The following is a 16,001-nucleotide window of genomic DNA, read 5'->3' as shown; positions in this document are numbered from 1 at the left end:
ATGGGAGAGGCCTACCAATCCGGGGACGGGCTGCCGGTCGAACTGATCGGCGCGCTGGCTGAACGGTTCGGGGACCGTTTCCAGCAGGGCGACGCAATCCGGCTGGAGCATGGTCGAAGCGAAACCCATTTCGCGCCGATGCCGCCGGACGGTGTCGTCTTCGCCGAAACCACCGACGAAGTGGTGGCCGTCGTCAATCTGTGCCGCGAGGCAGGAGTGCCCATCATCCCCTTTGGCGCAGGCACGTCCGTCGAAGGCAATACGCTTGCCGTCCAAGGTGGTATCTCGCTGGACCTCAGCCGGATGATCCGGATCGTTGCCGTGAACACCGACGACTTCGATTGTGTGGTGGAAGCCGGGGTTCGGCGCGAGCAGCTGAACGAATATCTTCGCGACCAGGGGCTATTTTTCCCCATAGATCCTGGAGCGAATGCGACCATCGGCGGAATGGCGTCGACCCGTGCGTCCGGAACCAATGCGGTCCGGTATGGTACGATGCGCGAGGCGGTATTGGGGCTTACCGTGGTCACCGCCGATGGTCGCGTCATCCGGACAAGCCGCCGGGCGCGCAAATCTTCAGCGGGCTACGACCTCACCCGCCTGTTCGTCGGTTCGGAAGGAACGCTTGGCATCGTCACTGAAGTGACTCTTCGGCTCCATCCGATCCCCGAAGCGATTTCCGCCGCGACCTGCAGCTTCGCGACGATCGCCGGCGCGGTCGACACTGTCGTGCAGTCGATCCAGCTCGGCATCCCGCTGGCCCGTGTCGAAATCCTCGACGATGTGCAGATCAGGGCAGTCAACAGCTGGTCGAAGCTGGACCTGCCCGAACTAACGACCCTCTTCTTCGAATTTCACGGCTCCGAGCGCTATGTCGCGGAGCAGGTCGAAACCGTGAAGGAGTTGGCCACCGCCAATGGCGGCGGCGAGTTCCGCTGGGCCCATCGCACCGAAGAACGCTCCGCGCTGTGGAAGGCAAGGCACGAAGCCTATTATGCGGCGGTCAACCTTCGCCCCGGAGCGATCGGCTGGGCTACGGACGTCTGCGTCCCCATCAGCCGCCTTGCCGAATGTATCGCCGAGACCAAGCGCGAATTGGAAGCATCGTCGGTTCCGGCGACGATCCTGGGCCACGTCGGCGACGGCAATTTCCATGTCGTCTTCTCTATGGATCCGGACAGCGAGGCAGAGCTGGAGGAAGTGAAAGCGATCAACGCCCGCCTGGTCCGCCGCGCGCTCGACATGGACGGGACCTGCACCGGCGAGCATGGCATCGGCCTGGGTAAGCAGCAGTGGCTGGAAGAAGAGCTCGGCGACGCGGTCGATCTGATGCGCGCAGTCAAGATGGCGCTCGATCCCGACAACATCTTGAACCCGGGCAAGGTATTCCAGCTATGACCGCGCATATCGCCTCCTTTGCCGATTCACCGACCGTCACCGCGGCGCCGGCACCGTCGATCGGCCGGTCTATGGTGCCACTTCTGATCATCGCCATAGCGATCTGCTCCGGCTTCACGATGATGCTCAGCTTCGGCATTGCTGCCGAAACCGCCAAGCGGGAGCTCGGCCTGTCCGACACCGCACTTGGCATCATCCAGGGCGTTAGCGCGGCAGTGCCGCTGGTCCTTTTCTCGATTCCGATCGGGATATTGGTCGATCGGACCAATCGCATGCGGTTGATGGTCCTCTTCTCCCTGATCTGGACGATCGGCACGTTCTGGACCGCATTCGCGACGGACTCCTGGACGCTGTTTGCAGCGCGGATGTTGACGGGCATCGGAACGACAGGTGCCCTGACCGCGGCGCTATCCCTTTCGGCGGACCTCTGCCTCCCCGAGCAGCGCGGAAGGGCGATGCTGATCCCGACCCTGGGCAAGAGCTTCGGTCAGGCAGCCGGATTTGCGCTGGCTGGCTGGCTGATCGGCGTGTTTGCGGCCGCCAATGCGCCGCAATGGTTCGGGGAAATGGTGCCATGGCGCAGCGCCCACATCATGCTTGGCGTGATCAGCGCTGCGCTGACCCTGCCCCTGTTATTCGTGCGCGAGCCGGCCCGGCATGAAGTAGAGGCTGGGCCAGAGGCGCCATTGCGCGTAGTTGCGGCAGAGCTTTGGAGCCGCCGCGCCTTCCTCATCCCCTTGTTCGTTGGCCAGGTAACCGTGGTCATGGCAGATGCCGCCGGCGGCATCTGGGCCGCGCCGGTGCTCGAGCGAAACTACGGACTGAAGCCTGAAGATTTCGCCGGCCTGCTGGGCGGGGTCATGCTGTTCACCGGCATATTCGGTTCGATCCTCGGCGGAATTGTCGCCGATTGGGGCCAGAAAACCGGGCGCCAGGGCGGATTGCTGATCGGCGCCATCATTGCGGCCTTGGTTGGGGTTCCGGCGGCGCTCTATCCGCTGATGCCGGACTCGATGACCTATCTTGCCATGCTCGGGCTGCTGGTGCTGGCAGGAACCGTAACTGGGCTGGTCACGTCCGTCGCGCTTACCGTTTACCTGCCGAACGAGCTTCGCGGACTTTCAATCGGTGCCTTCATTGCCATTGCCGGGCTGATCGGCTTCGGCGTCACGCCGCCACTGGTTGCAGCGGTCAGCGAGCCGCTGGGCGGTGAAAAATTCCTCGGCACGGCCTTGGCCATCGTTGGGGCAGCCGTCAGCGTCATTTCTGTTCTGGGGTTTGCGCTTGCGATGAAGCGAGCGCCGGTTACGCCAACCTGTCAGACAGGTCTGGACATAGCTGTCAGATAGGTTTACGACCGCCTTACCCAAGCAATCTATCAAGGGGTGGGGCATGGAGGCCATCGACGTTTCGCCGGAGATGCTGACACTGGTCGGCACGGGAGTGTTGGGCGAACATCGGTGGCCGCCATCGCCAGTCGCGTTCGAGATCGACTTCGGCAACCCTATTCGCTTCCGCTTTCACCACAGTGCAAAACGGGCCGCGCTGGAAACGCGCTGCAACGACGTGCGCGTCGTCCTTATCGTCGACCGGGCTGCCTGTGATCGACTGCTCGGAAGCGAGCTCGATCTTGGCGATGGCGACACTTTCTTCCTGCCGACCGAGCTCCGAGCGATCGCGCTTGCTATCCGCGAGTGCGGTCTTCCGGAGGCGGCGGCAACGCCTTATCGATTGGCTAAGAGCATCGAATTGCTATGCGAAATACTGAGCGCCAAGCGCGAAGACCGTCTCACGGCGAGCACGGGTCCCGCCAGCCTGTCGCAACTCGACATTCATCGCATTGCCGCGGCTCGCCAGATCATCGATGAGCAGTGGACCGAGAAACTGACCCTCGACAGGATCGCCAGGCGTTGCGGGCTCAATCGGAGCAAGCTGTCGCGCGGCTTTCGTCAAATCTATCGCTGCACGGTCAGTGAGGCACTCGTCGAGCGCCGGCTTGCAGAGGCGCGGAGGCAGCTGATTGCGACCGACCTGCCGGTAAGCCTGATCGGATACCGAAGCGGCTATCTCAACAATGCCAGTTTTACGCGGGCTTTCGGACGCCGGTTCGGCCAATCGCCAACCGATTTCCGCGCCTGTGCGGTGGCCGCGTAATGGCGACCGCATCTCCCGCTACGAAGTCGCTGGTCCAGACCGCGATCGACGCCGTCACGCAGCACATGCGCGAATCCAATATGCGGGTCGGCGACACGCTGCCCGGGGAGGGATATTTCGCCGAGCGGCTGGGGGTCAGCCGGGCCGTAATGCGCGAAGCGTTCCAGGCCCTGGCTGCGCTGAAACTTATTGACGTCGCCAACGGCCGCAAGCCCCGCGTCGGGGCGCTCGACGGATCGGTGATCGCCACATCACTGGATCACGCGATCTCGACCGCGCAGATCAAGGTCATCGACGTATGGGACGTCCGACGGACGATCGAGGTCCGAACGGCGATGCTTGCTGCGGCCAATGCTTCGGCGGCCCAGGCGAGCCGGATCGTCGAGCTTGCCGAAAAGCTGGAGGCCGAAGACGAGGCCGACGAACATACGACCGATACGGATATCCAATTCCACCTCGCCATTGCTGAAGCGAGCGGCAACGAACTGTTTCACCAGATCGTGATCAGCTTCGTCCCGCTGATGAAGGTAGCCATCCCGCAAGCCTGGGGCACGCGCCAGACATCCGACCAGCGCCGCGACAGCGTCGACCGCCATCGTAAACTGGCCCAGGCAATCAGAAGCAGAGACGTCGAGGGTGCACGTCAGTGGATGTCCTCGCACTTTGACGAGAGTGTCGGCGTCATGCTCGGAAATGCGGCGCCAGTTTGAAACGCGCTGCTGTTTGATCGTAAATTCGCTCGATGGGCGGCCTTATCCAACTTGCCTACCGGGCACACAAAACATTCTGGAAGCTATTCAGGCCGCGCACGCGCGGCGTGAAGGTGATGCTGTTCAACGACGGCGGCGAGGTGCTGCTGATCCGTAACAGCTATGGGTCGAGCGACCTCTTTGTCCTCCCGGGAGGCGGAGTACGCCCGTGGGAGAATCCAATCGATGCAGCGCGCAGGGAAATCCGCGAAGAGCTGGGAGTTGTCGCGGAAGCGCTGGCACCCGTGTCCACACATTTCACCTCTGCGGAAGGCAAACGGGACACCATTTTTATGTTCGAGGGCAACCTGATGGAGGTGCCTCAGCCCGATAGAATTGAAGTCGCGGAGGCGCGCTTTTTTGCTCTCAATGCACTTCCCGAGCAGATCTCGCCGGCGACAACGCGAAGGCTCGCCGAGCGAAGCGGTGAAGCGAAGACGGACGGATCTTGGTAGTTTGGTCGCAAGGCCTGATCGCAAAGCGGGCCGTCAAACTAACACTGGTGTCCGCTCTGAGTCGTAACCTGCCATTGGCGGACCGTCCGCGATCTGACCGCGCAATCCGCGCTTGGCCCCGCGCCTCGCCCGCATGCTTTTTCTATCGGTTTTGACTCATCAGCTTTCCCTCTGCGGCGAGAGGGGAGGACGATTGACACGTTTTGACGCACCTAGAGCCTTCGCGGGGCGCTGGTGCCCGCGCCTCACCCGCCTGCATTTACCGCCATGATGCATTTTCACCGAGCCCAAGAGCTGGTCCATTTCACCCTAGCTGGCATATTCGACGAAACCCCACAGCCACTGCCTCACGTCCTCCCCGATCTGCAGGTCCCTGATAGACCTGTCCAGCAGCCGGAAAGCTTCCGCCTTCAAGAACGCGCGATCCGCGTAGGCATCCTGAACTACGCCTTCGATGTAGCGTGGAACCTGCGCCGCAACCGCCGCGGCGTTATGACCTCGCCCCATCTCCGCAACAAACCATCTGCTGAAATGCCATCCGCACCGGAAAATCCGGTCGATATCGGTACTACGCCTGCTCTCGCCGTGCCACTCGCGGCGAAACCGCCTGTCCAGGCAAATCGATCAGGATGGAGAAGCTGGACAGCATTGTAATGGACGCGCTGGAGCAGCGTATTATCCACCCAGGCCGCCTCCCAAAGCTGCTGGAGGCTTTTCTGGAGCAGAGCGATGTGTCGGAGAGCAGGCGCCGCGAAGAGCTTGCCGCCCTTCGCACCGAGAAGCCAATAGCACCGGAGCCCTCAACCGTCTCTATCAGCTGGTCGAGCAGGGGCTTGCATCACCAACCGATCGGGACTTCGCCGAGCGGCTTACCCTACATCGAGGGCGCATCGCGTCGCTTACTGCGGATATTGAAGCGTTGGAACGGCAGTTGAAACCCAGCCAGCGGGCGATGACGCCAGAGATCGTCGGCAGATTCGGCAAAATGCTCCGCGACGGGCTCCGAGGTGATAACCCCGCGCTGCGTCAGGCCTACGTCCGGCTTTTGATCGACCAGGTCTTTGTCGAGAACGAGCAGATTCACATCCGTGGCTCGCGCAAAGCCCTAGAGCGCGCCGTCGTGGCGACTGCTACCGGCACTCGCAAGGGAGTGCCCAGCTTTGCACGAGAATGGCGCGCCCGGCAGGATTCGAACCTGCGACCTCATGCTTAGAAGGCACGTGCTCTATCCAGCTGAGCTACGGGCGCGCGATAATGGGGGCTTATGCATCGGCGCGCAGCGCCGCAAGGCCAACTAGGCGACCGCTTCAAGCAGTCCTTCGAACAAGCGTCTACCGTCGGTGTTGCCGTGGGCAGTCTCCAGCGCGCGCTCGGGGTGCGGCATCATGCCGAGCACATTGCCTTGCGCATTGATGATGCCGGCGATGCTGCGTGCCGAGCCATTGACTTCGCCGGTGTAGCGGAAGGCAACGCGCCCTTCGCTTTCAAGCCGGTCGAGGGTCTCCGCGTCCGCCTGGTAATTGCCGTCGTGGTGGGCGACCGGAATGCTGATCTCCTCGCCGGCGCGATAGGCGCTGGTGAAGATGGATTGGCTGTTCTCGACCTTCAGGCCGACCGGCCGGCAGACGAAATGCAGTCCCGCATTGCGCATCAGCGCGCCCGGCAGGAGCCCGGCCTCCGTCAGGACCTGGAAGCCGTTGCAGATGCCCAGCACCGGAACGCCGCGGCCAGCGGCCTCGGACACGGCGCGCATGATCGGCGAGCGCGCTGCCATGGCGCCTGAACGAAGGTAGTCGCCGTAGGAAAAGCCGCCGGGGATCGCGATGAAGTCCGTTCCGTCGGGAAGCTCGGCTTCTCGGTGCCAGACCATCGCGGGGGCGCGGCCGGTTACCTGCTCGATCGCTACCGCAAGGTCGCGGTCGCAGTTGGAGCCGGGGAAGACGAGGACCGCACTCTTCATGCCGTGGCCATCCGCTCGATCTTGAAATTCTCGATGACCGTATTGGCCAGCAACTTGCGGCACATATCCGCGATTTCGTCGTCGCTGGTGCCGTCGGCGAGCTCCAGCTCGATCAGCTTGCCCGCGCGCACTTCCTGCACGCCGCCGAAGCCAAGCCCTTCCAGGGCATGGTGAATCGCCTTCCCCTGCGGATCGAGAACGCCGGGTTTCAGGGTGACGAACACACGCGCTTTCATCGGTCTGGCCTTCCTGGGCTGGAGATGGCGGCCCTATGCCTCGGAGGGCCTCAATCGGCAAGCTTTACCCGATATTTACCTTCCTGTGGCTTAAGATGACACGCCGGAGGCTCCCGTTCCGGCGTTGTAAGGAGTGAGAGCATGATCGTAGCGATTGCTGCCATGATGTTCGTCTGGCTGTTCGGTTGGGGCGGCGAATATTTCCACTGGTACGATCCCAGTGGCAAAATCCAGCTCGGCCTGTTTGTCTCGTTCGTACTTGGAATATTGTGCGGCTATAAAACCAAGCAGTGACCAGGCGTCCGCGCCACGCTAACGGGGGCGTCGTGAAGACGCTTCCTCCCTATGCCCAGCTACTGCAGCTCCGGACCGAAGATCGGGACGGGTCCCTTCGGTTCGTCATGCCCTTCAACGACGATGTTGTCGGCCGCCCCGGCTTTCTCCACGGGGGGGCAATTGCGGGGCTTCTCGAATTCGCGGCTTTCACTGCCCTGACCCGCGCGCTGGACGACGAGGCGGTGACGATGAAGCCGATCACCGTCACGGTCGATTATATGCGCGGCGGGACGCCCCGCGACACATTTGCCGACGCAGTGATCGAACGGCTCGGCAAGCGTATGGCCAATGTCGAAGCCTTCGCCTGGCAAGGGGAACGCGACAAGCCGATCGCCTCGGCCAGGATCAACTTCCTGCTGGACCGGCCTAGTAGCCGCTAAGCTCCGCGACCCGCGCCGCATGGAAATGCGGCGATCCGAACATTTGGCCCAATACCGCCTCGCGCTTCATGTAGAGGCCGATGTCATGCTCGTCGGTCATGCCGATGCCGCCATGCATCTGCACGCCTTCCTGCACCGCCAGCGCCGAAACCCTGCCGGCCTTTGCCTTGGCGACCGACACGAACAGCTCGGCCTGTGCATCTCCCGTATCGAGCAGCTGGGCGGCCTTGAGCGCGGCAGCGCGGGCAATCTCGATCTCGCCGTAAAGGTGCGCCGCCCGATGCTGCAGCGCCTGGAATTCGCCGATCAGTTTCCCGAACTGCTTGCGTTGCCGCAGATAGTCGAACGTCATTTCGCTTGCGCCGGACGCGACCCCCACCAGTTCCGCCGCAGCGCCGGCCCGGCCGGCGTTAAGTGCTCGGGAAAGGGGACCCCAGCCGCCATCCACCTCGCCGACAACCGCATCGGCATCGACCGCGACATTGTCGAACTTCAGCCGAGCAGCCTTGCTGCTGTCGGCCAGCGCGACACGCTCGACATCCAGGCCGTTCGCGCCCTTTTCGACGGCAAACAGCGTAATCCCGTCCGTCTCGCCAGAGCTTCCGCCGGTCCGGGCCGCGACCAGGATCACGTTGGCGCTATTGCCCTGCACGACGAACTGCTTGGCGCCATTCAGGACAAATCCGTTGCCCTGCCGCTTGGCGTCCATCACCACCTTAGAGGGGTCATGATGCTTGCCTTCGTCGACGGCCAGCGCGGCAACCGTTTCGCCGGCGAGGATGCCGGGGAACCAGCGCTCCGCCTGGGCCGAGCCTTCCAGCGCCCTTACCGCCGCTACCGCCGTCGAAAGGAACGGCGACGGCGTCAGGTTGCGCCCGATCTCTTCCAGCACCAGGCCCGCCTCGACCGACCCCAGTCCCGCCCCGCCTTGGGCCTCCGGAATGAGGATCCCGGTTAGCCCAAGCTCGGCGAACTGCTTCCAGAAGTCGGTGCCATAGCCGTCCGTGCAGCCGGTATCGCGCCAGTGCCGCAACTGCTTCTTGATCGCGCCTTCCTCGGCCATGAAGGGGCGAACCGTGTCCTGGAGGAGCCGCTGGTCGTCGGTTAAGGTCATCATGCTCCGGGCAACCTCAAAATATGCTTGGCGACGATGCCGAGCTGGATTTCGCTCGTGCCGCCCTCGATCGAATTGGCCTTGGAACGAAGCCAGTCGCGGGCCGGTTTGCCGCCCTTCGACCGCTCGCTTTCCCATTCCAGCGTATCGCTTCCGCCCGCGGCCATGACCAGCTCGTTGCGCTGCTTGTTGAGCTCGGTCCCGGCATATTTCATCATGCTGGGCATGGCAGGGTGCGCCTCTCCCGCCTTCAGCTGGTCGATGAACCGCTCGCTCATCGCAGCGAAGGCCAGCGCATCGACATCGAACGCCGCGATTTCGGCGCGGAGCAGCGGATCTACCGGCTTTACGACCGGCCCCAGCATCACACCCGAAGCGCCGGTGCCGATACCCGAACCAAGGCCCATGCCGCTGATCATCTCGCGCTCATGGCCCAGCAGATATTTGGCGACGTCCCAGCCTTTGTTCAGTTCGCCGACCAGCTGGTCCTTGGGCACCTTCACATCGTCGAAGAAGGTTTCGCAGAAGGGCGAATTGCCGCTGATCAGAAGGATAGGCTTGGTCGAAACGCCAGGGCTTTCCATGTCGAACAGCAGGAAGCTGATCCCGCCATGCTTGGTTTCGCTTGAGGTACGCACCAGGCAGAAGATCCAGTCGGCCTGGTCGGCGTAAGAGGTCCACACCTTCTGGCCGTTGACGAGATAATGGTCGCCACCAACTGGATCAGAAACGTCTTCGGCTTTGGTCTGCAAACCAGCGAGATCGCTGCCCGCCCCGGGCTCCGAGTATCCCTGGCACCAGCGGATCTCGCCGCGGGCGATCTCGGTCAGGAAGCGCTTCTTCTGCTCCTCATTGCCATATTTGAGGAGCGCAGGCCCAAGCATCGAAATGCCGAAGCTGGTCAGCGGCGGCCGGCAGCCGAGCGCCCGCATTTCTTCCTTCAGCACCTTGGCTTCGGCCGGCGACAGCCCGCCTCCGCCATATTCCTTGGGCCAGTCGGGCACCGTCCAGCCGCGCGACGCCATGACGTCCATCCATTGCTTCTGCGCGTCGCTTTGGAACGCAAAGTTCCGGCCGCCCCAGCACAGGTCCTTCTCGCCGCGCATTGGCGCCCGCATTTCAGGCGGGCAATTCGCCTCCAGCCAGGCGCGCGTGTCGGTGCGGAATTGGTCGAGTTCGCTCATCGAGTCTGCTCCATCGGCGCCCATGATTGGCGCGCGGGGCAGGGGCGTCAATGCGCGGTTGAAAAGCGCCCTTTTCCCTAGGGTCGGGGCTTCAACCCGCTCGCCGTTATGTGCCAGCGCCGCTGCTCGGCGGTCGATCCCGGGACGTCATTGACCCGCCGCATCGTGACCGGTCCTTCCAGGACGAAACCTCCGCCGCGCGTCAGTGCGCCGGTAACCCGCAGCGGCACGGTGACGTAGATCGATCCGGCCGCGCCTTCGGTGTCGCCCGGCTCGCCGATGTGGCAGTCATATGCGGCAAATTTGGCGAAGCTGTCGCTGAACTCGGCCAGCGTCATGCCGGTCGCCCGGCCATTGTCGGACCACAGCGCATAGGCGTCGGAATAACGCTTCGTGGCGACCGCATCGCAATATTCCAGCAATCGGCGTGCGGCCCCCAGCGCGCTTGTCTCCGCAGGGGGCGGCGGTGCGTCCGGGTCAAGGTGCGGCTCCGGAGGCGTCGCCGCTGAGGAAGATGCCTCATTTGCTTGCGGTTGCTCCGTCGCAGGTGCCTGGGGCGCCTCAGTCGAAGCATCGACTGTGTTTGACGACTCATTCTGCGGGGTCTGTTCAACCTGACAGGCCGTTGCGGCCAAAAGGATTGCGGGGATGATCAAATTGCGGGTCATGGCGGGCCCAACAATCCGTCCGCCGCACCGTTCCGGCACGGTCGCTCTTGCCCTTCCTTTCCCACCGTCCTAGCCGGTTTTGGAACGAGACTGGACGATCACGCAGGCGGGAGAAGCGGCGGTGGATTTTGACCTTACGGAACGTCAGGCTTTTTTCCGCGACCGTGTCCGCCAGTTCGTCGACAGCCACGTTCGGCCGCGAGTCGCGGATTACAAGAAAGAGATCGACAGCGGCGACCGCTGGCAGCCGCTGCAGCTGATCGAAAGCCTGAAACCCAAGGCGCGCGAGGCGGGCCTGTGGAACCTGTTCATGCCGCCCGGCGGCGCGCTCCAGCATGTCGACGAGACATTCGCCTTCGAAGGCGAACAGCTCACCAACCTAGAATATGCGCTGTGCGCCGAGGAAATGGGCCGGATCCTCTGGTCGGCGGAGGTTTTCAACTGCTCCGCGCCCGATACCGGCAACATGGAAGTCCTGCACCGCTACGGAACGCGCGAGCAGAAAGACGAATGGCTGGCGCCCCTGATGCGTGGAGAGATCCGCTCGGCCTTCCTGATGACGGAGCCGGGCGTTGCCTCGTCCGACGCGACCAACATCGAATGCCGGATCGACCGCGACGGCGACGAATATGTCATCAACGGCCGCAAATGGTGGTCCTCAGGCGCCGGCGATCCGCGCTGCAAGGTCGCCATCCTCATGGGCAAGACCGACTTCGAAGCGCGCAAGCACCAGCAGCAGTCGATGATCCTGGTCCCCATGGACGCGCCGGGCATCAACATCGAACGCTTCCTCTCGGTCTATGGCTATGACGACGCGCCCCACGGTCACATGGAAATCGAGCTGAAGGACGTCCGCGTTCCGGCGTCCAACCTGCTGCTTGGCGAGGGCAGGGGCTTCGAGATCGCGCAGGGCCGTTTGGGACCGGGGCGCATCCACCACTGCATGCGGACGATCGGCGCGGCCGAGGAGGCGCTCGACCTGATGTGCAAGCGGCTCCAGTCGCGCACCGCCTTCGGCAAGCGCCTTTCGGATCATAGTGTCTGGGAACAGCGCGTCGCCGAAGCGCGGATCGAGATCGACTGCACGCGTCTCCTCTGCCTCAAGGCGGCGGACATGATGGACAAGGTCGGCAACAAGGCCGCCAAGGCCGAGATTGCGATGATCAAGGTGAAGGCGCCGCGAATGGCGCTCCAGGTCATCGACGACGCGATCCAGGCCCATGGCGGGGCAGGGGTCAGCCAGGATACGCAGCTTGCCGGCAGCTGGGCCGGGATCCGCACGCTGCGGCTGGCCGACGGGCCGGACGAGGTCCACAACCGTTCCATCGCCCTCAACGAATATGCCAAGCATGCGGAGGCATTGGGATGAGCATTTCTCTCGTCGCCCCAGCGAAGGCTGGGGCCCATGTCCAAATGGATTTCCGGATGCGCTTCGGCAAAAGGACATGGATGCCAGCCTGCGCTGGCATGACGAACAGGGGGTGCCCCTCATGACCATCCCACGCCTGTTCGACCTCAACGGCAAGGTCGCGATCGTCACGGGATCGTCGCGCGGCATCGGCCTCGCCATCGCCGCGGCAATGGCCGAACATGGCGCGAAGGTCGTCATCTCCAGCCGCAAGCAGGATGCCTGCGACGAAGTCGCCCACGCGATCAACGCGCAGCATGGCGACGGAACGGCCATCGCGGTCGCTGCCAACATTTCCAGCAAGGAAGATCTGCAGAATCTGGTCGATCAGGCGAAGAGCGCGTTCGGCAGGATCGACGTGCTGGTCTGCAACGCCGCGTCCAATCCTTATTACGGACCGATGGCGGGGATCAGCGACGAACAGTTCCGCAAGATCCTCGACAATAATGTCATCGCCAACCACTGGCTGATCTCGATGGTCGCCCCGGAAATGGTGGAGCGCCGCGAAGGCTCGATCATCATTGTATCGTCGATCGGCGGCCTCACCAGCTCGACCATGATCGGCGCCTACAACATCTCCAAGGCGGCGGACTTCCAGTTGGCGCGCAACCTGGCGGCCGAGTTCGGGCCCAGCGGCGTTCGCGTCAATTGCATCGCACCCGGCCTGGTGAAAACCGATTTCGCCCGGGCGCTGTGGGAAAATCCGGACACGCTGAAGGCGGTCACCCGCACCACGCCGCTCCGCCGCATCGGCGAACCCCATGAGATCGCGGGTGCAGCCGTCTATCTCGCCTCGCCAGCGTCGACCTTCATGACCGGCCAGACGATGATCGTCGACGGCGGCTCGACGATCGGAGTGGGGTTGTGACTAACCACTTCGTCATCGCGAGGAGCGTAGCGACGCGGCGATCCAGTCTGGATTGCTTCGCTTCGCTCGCAATGACGGAGAACATGTAATGGCTCGCCTCGCCGGCAAAATCGCCATCGTCACCGGTGCCGGTTCCGGCATCGGCAAGGCAACAGTCGAGCTATTCCGCCGTGAAGGAGCGACCGTCGTCGGCGCCGACCTCCATGGCGCCGATTTCGAGTGCGATGCCGGGGACGAGGAACAGGTTGCGGCGCTCGTCGCCCATACCGTCCGCGACCATGGCGGGCTCGATGTCTTCTTCGCCAATGCCGGCATCTCCGGCGGCTTCTCAAGCATCTTCGAACAGGATGCCGATGACTGGGCAGAGATCCTGCGGGTCAACCTCATCGGACCTTTCCTGGCGGTGAAATATGCCGCGCCGGCCATGAAGGAACGCGGCAAGGGCTCAATCATTGCGACCGCCTCGGTTGCCGGCCTTCGATCGGGCGCGGGCGGGCCCGCCTATTCGGCGTCGAAAGCAGGCGTCATCAACCTGGTCAAAGTCGCCGCGACGCAACTCGTCGGCGCCAATATCCGGGTCAATGCCATCTGCCCCGGCCTCATAGAAACCGGGATGACCGAATTCATCTACGACCGCGCCCGGGCCAAGGGGCAGCAGGACCTGATCGGCAAGCTAAACCCGCTGAAACGCGGCGGTGCCCCGATCGAGATCGCCAATGTGGCGCTGTTCCTCGCCTCGGACGAGTCCAGCTACGTCAACGCGCAGGCGATCGTCGTCGATGGCGGCCTCAGCGCGTCGCACCCGTTCAACCACCAAAGCTATGGGCGGACGACGACATGACAGTCCGCCCCTTTACCGTTCATCCTGAGGAGGCACTGAGTAAGCGGAGCGCATCGAAGTGCCGTCTCGAAGGACCATCCTTCGAGATGCGGCTTCGGCAAGCTCAGCCGCTCCTCAGGACGAACGGGTTTAGTTTGAACCCTGGAGCACTCGTATGACCGACATTCTAGACAAGCCCGCCACCAGCCCGATTTCGACCAGCCGCCATGGCGACGTGCTGATCGTCACGTCGAACAATCCGCCGGTGAACGCATTGGGCGCCGCCGTTCGGCAGGGCCTGGTCGCGGCGATCGAAGAGGCTGAGGGCGATGAGGCGATCAAGGCGGTCGTCATCCGCTGCGAAGGTCAGACCTTTTTCGCCGGCGCCGACATCACCGAATTCGGAAAGCCCCCGGTCATGCCCTGGCTGCCGACCGTGGTCGACGCGATCGAGAATTGCTCCAAACCGGTCGTGGCCGCGATTCACGGAACCGCGCTTGGCGGCGGTCTCGAGGTCGCGCTTGGCTGCCACTATCGCATCGCCGTCAAGGACGCGAAGCTTGGCGTTCCGGAGGTCAAGCTCGGGCTGCTTCCGGGTGCGGGCGGGACCCAGCGGCTGCCGCGCGTTGCTGGCGTCCAGAAGGCGCTGGAAATGTGCACCTCGGGTGCGATGGTGTCGGCCAAGGACGCCTATGACGCCGGACTGGTCGACCGCATCGTCGAGGGCGAGCTGGTCCAGCATGCCGTCGCGCTGGCCGAGGAAGTGCGCGATATCCGCCCGCTCCCGAAGTCCAGTGAGCGCGACGACAAGCTTCAGGCGGCACGCGACAATCCCGCCATCTTCGACGAATTCCGCAAGGCCAACGCCAAGAAGTTCCGCGGCTTCGAAGCGCCGGAAGCGAACATCAAGGCGGTCGAAGCGGCGGTCGCCAAGCCCTATGCCGAAGGCGTCATTGACGAGCGCAACCTGTTCATGGGGCTGATGGCCGGCACCCAGTCGAAAGCGCAGCAATATTTCTTCTTTGCCGAACGCAAGGCGGCCAAGATCGAGAATATTCCCGAAGACACCCAGCCGCGCGTCGTGAAGCGCGTCGGCGTCATTGGGGCCGGGACGATGGGCGGCGGCATTTCGATGAACTTCCTTTCGGCCGGGATTCCGGTGACGATCGTCGAAATGGCACAAGACGCGCTCGATCGCGGCACGGGCATCATGCGCAAGAATTATGAGGCGACCGCCGCCAAGGGGCGCATGACTGCGGAGCAGGTCGAACAGGCGATGGGCCTGCTCAACCCGACCTTGGATTTCGACAAGCTCGCCGAATGCGACCTCATCATCGAGGCGGTGTTCGAGCAGATGGACATCAAGAAGGAAGTGTTCGGCCGGCTCGACAAGATCGCCAAGCAGGGCGCGATCCTCGCCTCCAACACCAGCTATTTGAATGTCGACGAGATCGCGGCCTCGACCTCGCGGCCGCAGGATGTGGTTGGCCTGCATTTCTTCTCGCCGGCCAACGTCATGAAGCTGCTGGAGATCGTTCGCGGCGCCAAGACCGCACCGGACGTGCTCGTCACGGCGATGCAGCTATCCAAGCGGATCAAGAAGGTCGCGGTGGTCGCTGGCGTCTGCCACGGCTTCATCGGCAACCGCATGCTGATGCCGCGCCAGGTGGAGGCGACCAAGCTGCTCCTCGAAGGCGCGACACCGGAACAGGTCGACCGGGTCCATGTCGAATTCGGAATGCCGATGGGACCGTTCCAGATGGCAGACCTCGCCGGCGTCGATATCGGCTGGCACCGCGATCCCAACCGGATCGAGAATATCCGCGACGCGCTGGCTGCCGAGGGCCGCTGGGGCCAGAAGAAGCAGGCTGGCTTCTACGATTATGACGATAAGCGTCGGCCGTCGCCATCGCCCCGCGTGCAGGAGATCATTGAGGATTTCCGGTCGAAGGCAGGCATCACCGCGCGCCAGATCGATGATGAGGAGATTGTCGAGCGGACGCTCTACACGATGGTCAATGAGGGCGCGAAGATCCTCGAGGAGGGAATGGCCCAGCGCGCTTCCGACATCGATGTGGTGTGGGTCTATGGCTATGGCTGGCCGGTCTATCGCGGCGGCCCGATGTGCTGGGCGGACACCGAGGGGCTTGGCAAGATCGTCGAGGGCCTGAAGCGTCAGGAAGAGCGCATGGGCAGCGACTTTAGTTTTTCGAAGCTGCTGCTCGAAAAGGCGGATAAAGGCGAGAAGTTCACGCGTTAAGAGGTGTCAGC

General features: G+C 63.2%; 19 protein-coding genes and 1 tRNA gene. 12 read left to right on the top strand and 8 right to left on the bottom strand.

Annotated features, from left to right (window positions below; all coding sequences use genetic code 11):
* Genes LZ496_RS13770 through LZ496_RS13750 form a run of 5 tightly spaced genes read left to right on the top strand, consistent with a single transcriptional unit; the run spans position 1 to position 4,756 of the window.
* Positions 1-1,398 (top strand): FAD-binding oxidoreductase, encoded by a 1,398-nt coding sequence (locus LZ496_RS13770; protein WP_249905303.1) that lies wholly within the window; start codon positions 1-3, stop codon positions 1,396-1,398.
* Positions 1,395-2,747, top strand: a complete 1,353-nt coding sequence (locus LZ496_RS13765; RefSeq protein WP_249905302.1) for an MFS transporter — start codon at positions 1,395-1,397, stop codon at positions 2,745-2,747. The genes LZ496_RS13770 and LZ496_RS13765 overlap by 4 nt, the downstream gene beginning before the upstream one ends.
* A gap of 43 nt (positions 2,748-2,790) precedes the next feature.
* Positions 2,791-3,552, top strand: a complete 762-nt coding sequence (locus LZ496_RS13760) for a helix-turn-helix domain-containing protein (protein WP_249905301.1) — start codon at positions 2,791-2,793, stop codon at positions 3,550-3,552.
* The gene (locus LZ496_RS13755) at positions 3,552-4,262 is read left to right on the top strand and encodes a FadR/GntR family transcriptional regulator (RefSeq protein WP_249905300.1); all 711 of its coding nucleotides are present in this window, start codon (positions 3,552-3,554) and stop codon (positions 4,260-4,262) included. Before LZ496_RS13760 ends, LZ496_RS13755 begins: the two co-directional genes overlap by 1 nt.
* Positions 4,263-4,294: 32 nt before the next feature.
* Positions 4,295-4,756: an NUDIX domain-containing protein gene (locus LZ496_RS13750; RefSeq protein ID WP_249905299.1), complete on the top strand. Its 462-nt coding sequence runs from the start codon at positions 4,295-4,297 to the stop codon at positions 4,754-4,756.
* Between the two features lie 309 nt (positions 4,757-5,065).
* Here LZ496_RS13750 and LZ496_RS13745 read toward each other — a convergent pair whose 3' ends face one another.
* The gene (locus LZ496_RS13745; RefSeq protein WP_249905298.1) at positions 5,066-5,263 is read right to left on the bottom strand and encodes a hypothetical protein; all 198 of its coding nucleotides are present in this window, start codon (positions 5,261-5,263) and stop codon (positions 5,066-5,068) included.
* Positions 5,264-5,292: 29 nt separating this feature from the next.
* On the opposite strand from LZ496_RS13745, the gene LZ496_RS14115 reads away from it, so the two are divergent.
* Positions 5,293-5,691: a recombinase zinc ribbon domain-containing protein gene (locus tag LZ496_RS14115; protein WP_366516743.1), complete on the top strand. Its 399-nt coding sequence runs from the start codon at positions 5,293-5,295 to the stop codon at positions 5,689-5,691.
* On the opposite strand, the gene LZ496_RS13740 is transcribed toward LZ496_RS14115, so the two are convergent.
* From LZ496_RS13740 to purS, 4 genes are all read right to left on the bottom strand, one after another.
* The gene (locus LZ496_RS13740) at positions 5,631-5,840 is read right to left on the bottom strand and encodes a hypothetical protein (protein ID WP_249905297.1); all 210 of its coding nucleotides are present in this window, start codon (positions 5,838-5,840) and stop codon (positions 5,631-5,633) included. The two genes, LZ496_RS14115 and LZ496_RS13740, sit on opposite strands and share 61 nt — an antisense overlap.
* 87 nt (positions 5,841-5,927) lie before the next feature.
* Positions 5,928-6,004 (bottom strand) — tRNA-Arg (locus LZ496_RS13735).
* 46 nt (positions 6,005-6,050) lie between these two features.
* Complete coding sequence (gene purQ / locus LZ496_RS13730) at positions 6,051-6,716, bottom strand: phosphoribosylformylglycinamidine synthase subunit PurQ (protein WP_249905296.1); 666 nt, start codon at positions 6,714-6,716, stop codon at positions 6,051-6,053.
* The gene (purS, locus tag LZ496_RS13725) at positions 6,713-6,952 is read right to left on the bottom strand and encodes a phosphoribosylformylglycinamidine synthase subunit PurS (RefSeq protein ID WP_249905295.1); all 240 of its coding nucleotides are present in this window, start codon (positions 6,950-6,952) and stop codon (positions 6,713-6,715) included. The genes purQ and purS overlap by 4 nt, the downstream gene beginning before the upstream one ends.
* A 141-nt stretch (positions 6,953-7,093) precedes the next feature.
* On the opposite strand from purS, the gene LZ496_RS13720 reads away from it, so the two are divergent.
* A complete protein-coding gene (locus LZ496_RS13720; protein ID WP_249905294.1) occupies positions 7,094-7,246 on the top strand; it encodes a hypothetical protein in 153 nt (50 codons plus the stop codon).
* A gap of 32 nt (positions 7,247-7,278) precedes the next feature.
* Entirely contained in the window at positions 7,279-7,668 is a 390-nt protein-coding gene (locus tag LZ496_RS13715) for a PaaI family thioesterase (protein ID WP_249905293.1), read from the top strand.
* Here LZ496_RS13715 and LZ496_RS13710 read toward each other — a convergent pair.
* From LZ496_RS13710 to LZ496_RS13700, 3 genes are all read right to left on the bottom strand, one after another.
* Positions 7,655-8,782 (bottom strand): acyl-CoA dehydrogenase family protein, encoded by a 1,128-nt coding sequence (locus tag LZ496_RS13710; protein ID WP_249905320.1) that lies wholly within the window; start codon positions 8,780-8,782, stop codon positions 7,655-7,657. The two genes, LZ496_RS13715 and LZ496_RS13710, sit on opposite strands and share 14 nt — an antisense overlap.
* Positions 8,782-9,966, bottom strand: coding sequence for an acyl-CoA dehydrogenase family protein (locus tag LZ496_RS13705; protein ID WP_249905292.1), 1,185 nt, complete (start codon positions 9,964-9,966; stop codon positions 8,782-8,784). Before LZ496_RS13705 ends, LZ496_RS13710 begins: the two co-directional genes overlap by 1 nt.
* Positions 9,967-10,043: 77 nt before the next feature.
* Positions 10,044-10,634 (bottom strand): hypothetical protein, encoded by a 591-nt coding sequence (locus LZ496_RS13700; RefSeq protein WP_249905291.1) that lies wholly within the window; start codon positions 10,632-10,634, stop codon positions 10,044-10,046.
* Positions 10,635-10,755: 121 nt separating this feature from the next.
* Between LZ496_RS13700 and LZ496_RS13695 the strand changes: the two genes are divergently transcribed.
* The 4 genes from LZ496_RS13695 to LZ496_RS13680 all read left to right on the top strand — a co-directional run bounded on the left by LZ496_RS13695 (position 10,756) and on the right by LZ496_RS13680 (position 15,990).
* Entirely contained in the window at positions 10,756-12,003 is a 1,248-nt protein-coding gene (locus LZ496_RS13695) for an acyl-CoA dehydrogenase family protein (RefSeq protein WP_249905290.1), read from the top strand.
* A 121-nt stretch (positions 12,004-12,124) separates the two neighbouring features.
* Positions 12,125-12,910, top strand: a complete 786-nt coding sequence (locus LZ496_RS13690; RefSeq protein WP_249905289.1) for an SDR family oxidoreductase — start codon at positions 12,125-12,127, stop codon at positions 12,908-12,910.
* A gap of 88 nt (positions 12,911-12,998) precedes the next feature.
* Positions 12,999-13,751, top strand: a complete 753-nt coding sequence (locus LZ496_RS13685) for an SDR family NAD(P)-dependent oxidoreductase (protein WP_249905288.1) — start codon at positions 12,999-13,001, stop codon at positions 13,749-13,751.
* Positions 13,752-13,905: 154 nt separating this feature from the next.
* Positions 13,906-15,990 carry a 3-hydroxyacyl-CoA dehydrogenase NAD-binding domain-containing protein gene (locus LZ496_RS13680; protein ID WP_249905287.1) on the top strand — a complete coding sequence of 695 codons (2,085 nt, stop codon included), beginning with the start codon at positions 13,906-13,908 and terminating at the stop codon, positions 15,988-15,990.
* Positions 15,991-16,001 lie beyond the last annotated feature (11 nt).

The organism is Sphingomonas caseinilytica (assembly GCF_023516455.1).
Lineage (GTDB): Bacteria > Pseudomonadota > Alphaproteobacteria > Sphingomonadales > Sphingomonadaceae > Sphingomicrobium > Sphingomicrobium caseinilyticum.
This window is presented reverse-complemented; position numbering and strand designations above follow the sequence as displayed.

Coding starts and splice junctions, on each gene's coding strand:
- LZ496_RS13770 (WP_249905303.1), top strand. CDS start 1: ATGGGAGAGGCCTACCAATCCGGGGACGGGCTGCCGGTCGAACTGATC.
- LZ496_RS13765 (WP_249905302.1), top strand. CDS start 1,395: ATGACCGCGCATATCGCCTCCTTTGCCGATTCACCGACCGTCACCGCG.
- LZ496_RS13760 (WP_249905301.1), top strand. CDS start 2,791: ATGGAGGCCATCGACGTTTCGCCGGAGATGCTGACACTGGTCGGCACG.
- LZ496_RS13755 (WP_249905300.1), top strand. CDS start 3,552: ATGGCGACCGCATCTCCCGCTACGAAGTCGCTGGTCCAGACCGCGATC.
- LZ496_RS13750 (WP_249905299.1), top strand. CDS start 4,295: ATGGGCGGCCTTATCCAACTTGCCTACCGGGCACACAAAACATTCTGG.
- LZ496_RS13745 (WP_249905298.1), bottom strand. CDS start 5,263: ATGGGGCGAGGTCATAACGCCGCGGCGGTTGCGGCGCAGGTTCCACGC.
- purQ (WP_249905296.1), bottom strand. CDS start 6,716: ATGAAGAGTGCGGTCCTCGTCTTCCCCGGCTCCAACTGCGACCGCGAC.
- purS (WP_249905295.1), bottom strand. CDS start 6,952: ATGAAAGCGCGTGTGTTCGTCACCCTGAAACCCGGCGTTCTCGATCCG.
- LZ496_RS13720 (WP_249905294.1), top strand. CDS start 7,094: ATGATCGTAGCGATTGCTGCCATGATGTTCGTCTGGCTGTTCGGTTGG.
- LZ496_RS13710 (WP_249905320.1), bottom strand. CDS start 8,782: ATGACCTTAACCGACGACCAGCGGCTCCTCCAGGACACGGTTCGCCCC.
- LZ496_RS13705 (WP_249905292.1), bottom strand. CDS start 9,966: ATGAGCGAACTCGACCAATTCCGCACCGACACGCGCGCCTGGCTGGAG.
- LZ496_RS13700 (WP_249905291.1), bottom strand. CDS start 10,634: ATGACCCGCAATTTGATCATCCCCGCAATCCTTTTGGCCGCAACGGCC.
- LZ496_RS13690 (WP_249905289.1), top strand. CDS start 12,125: ATGACCATCCCACGCCTGTTCGACCTCAACGGCAAGGTCGCGATCGTC.
- LZ496_RS13685 (WP_249905288.1), top strand. CDS start 12,999: ATGGCTCGCCTCGCCGGCAAAATCGCCATCGTCACCGGTGCCGGTTCC.
- LZ496_RS13680 (WP_249905287.1), top strand. CDS start 13,906: ATGACCGACATTCTAGACAAGCCCGCCACCAGCCCGATTTCGACCAGC.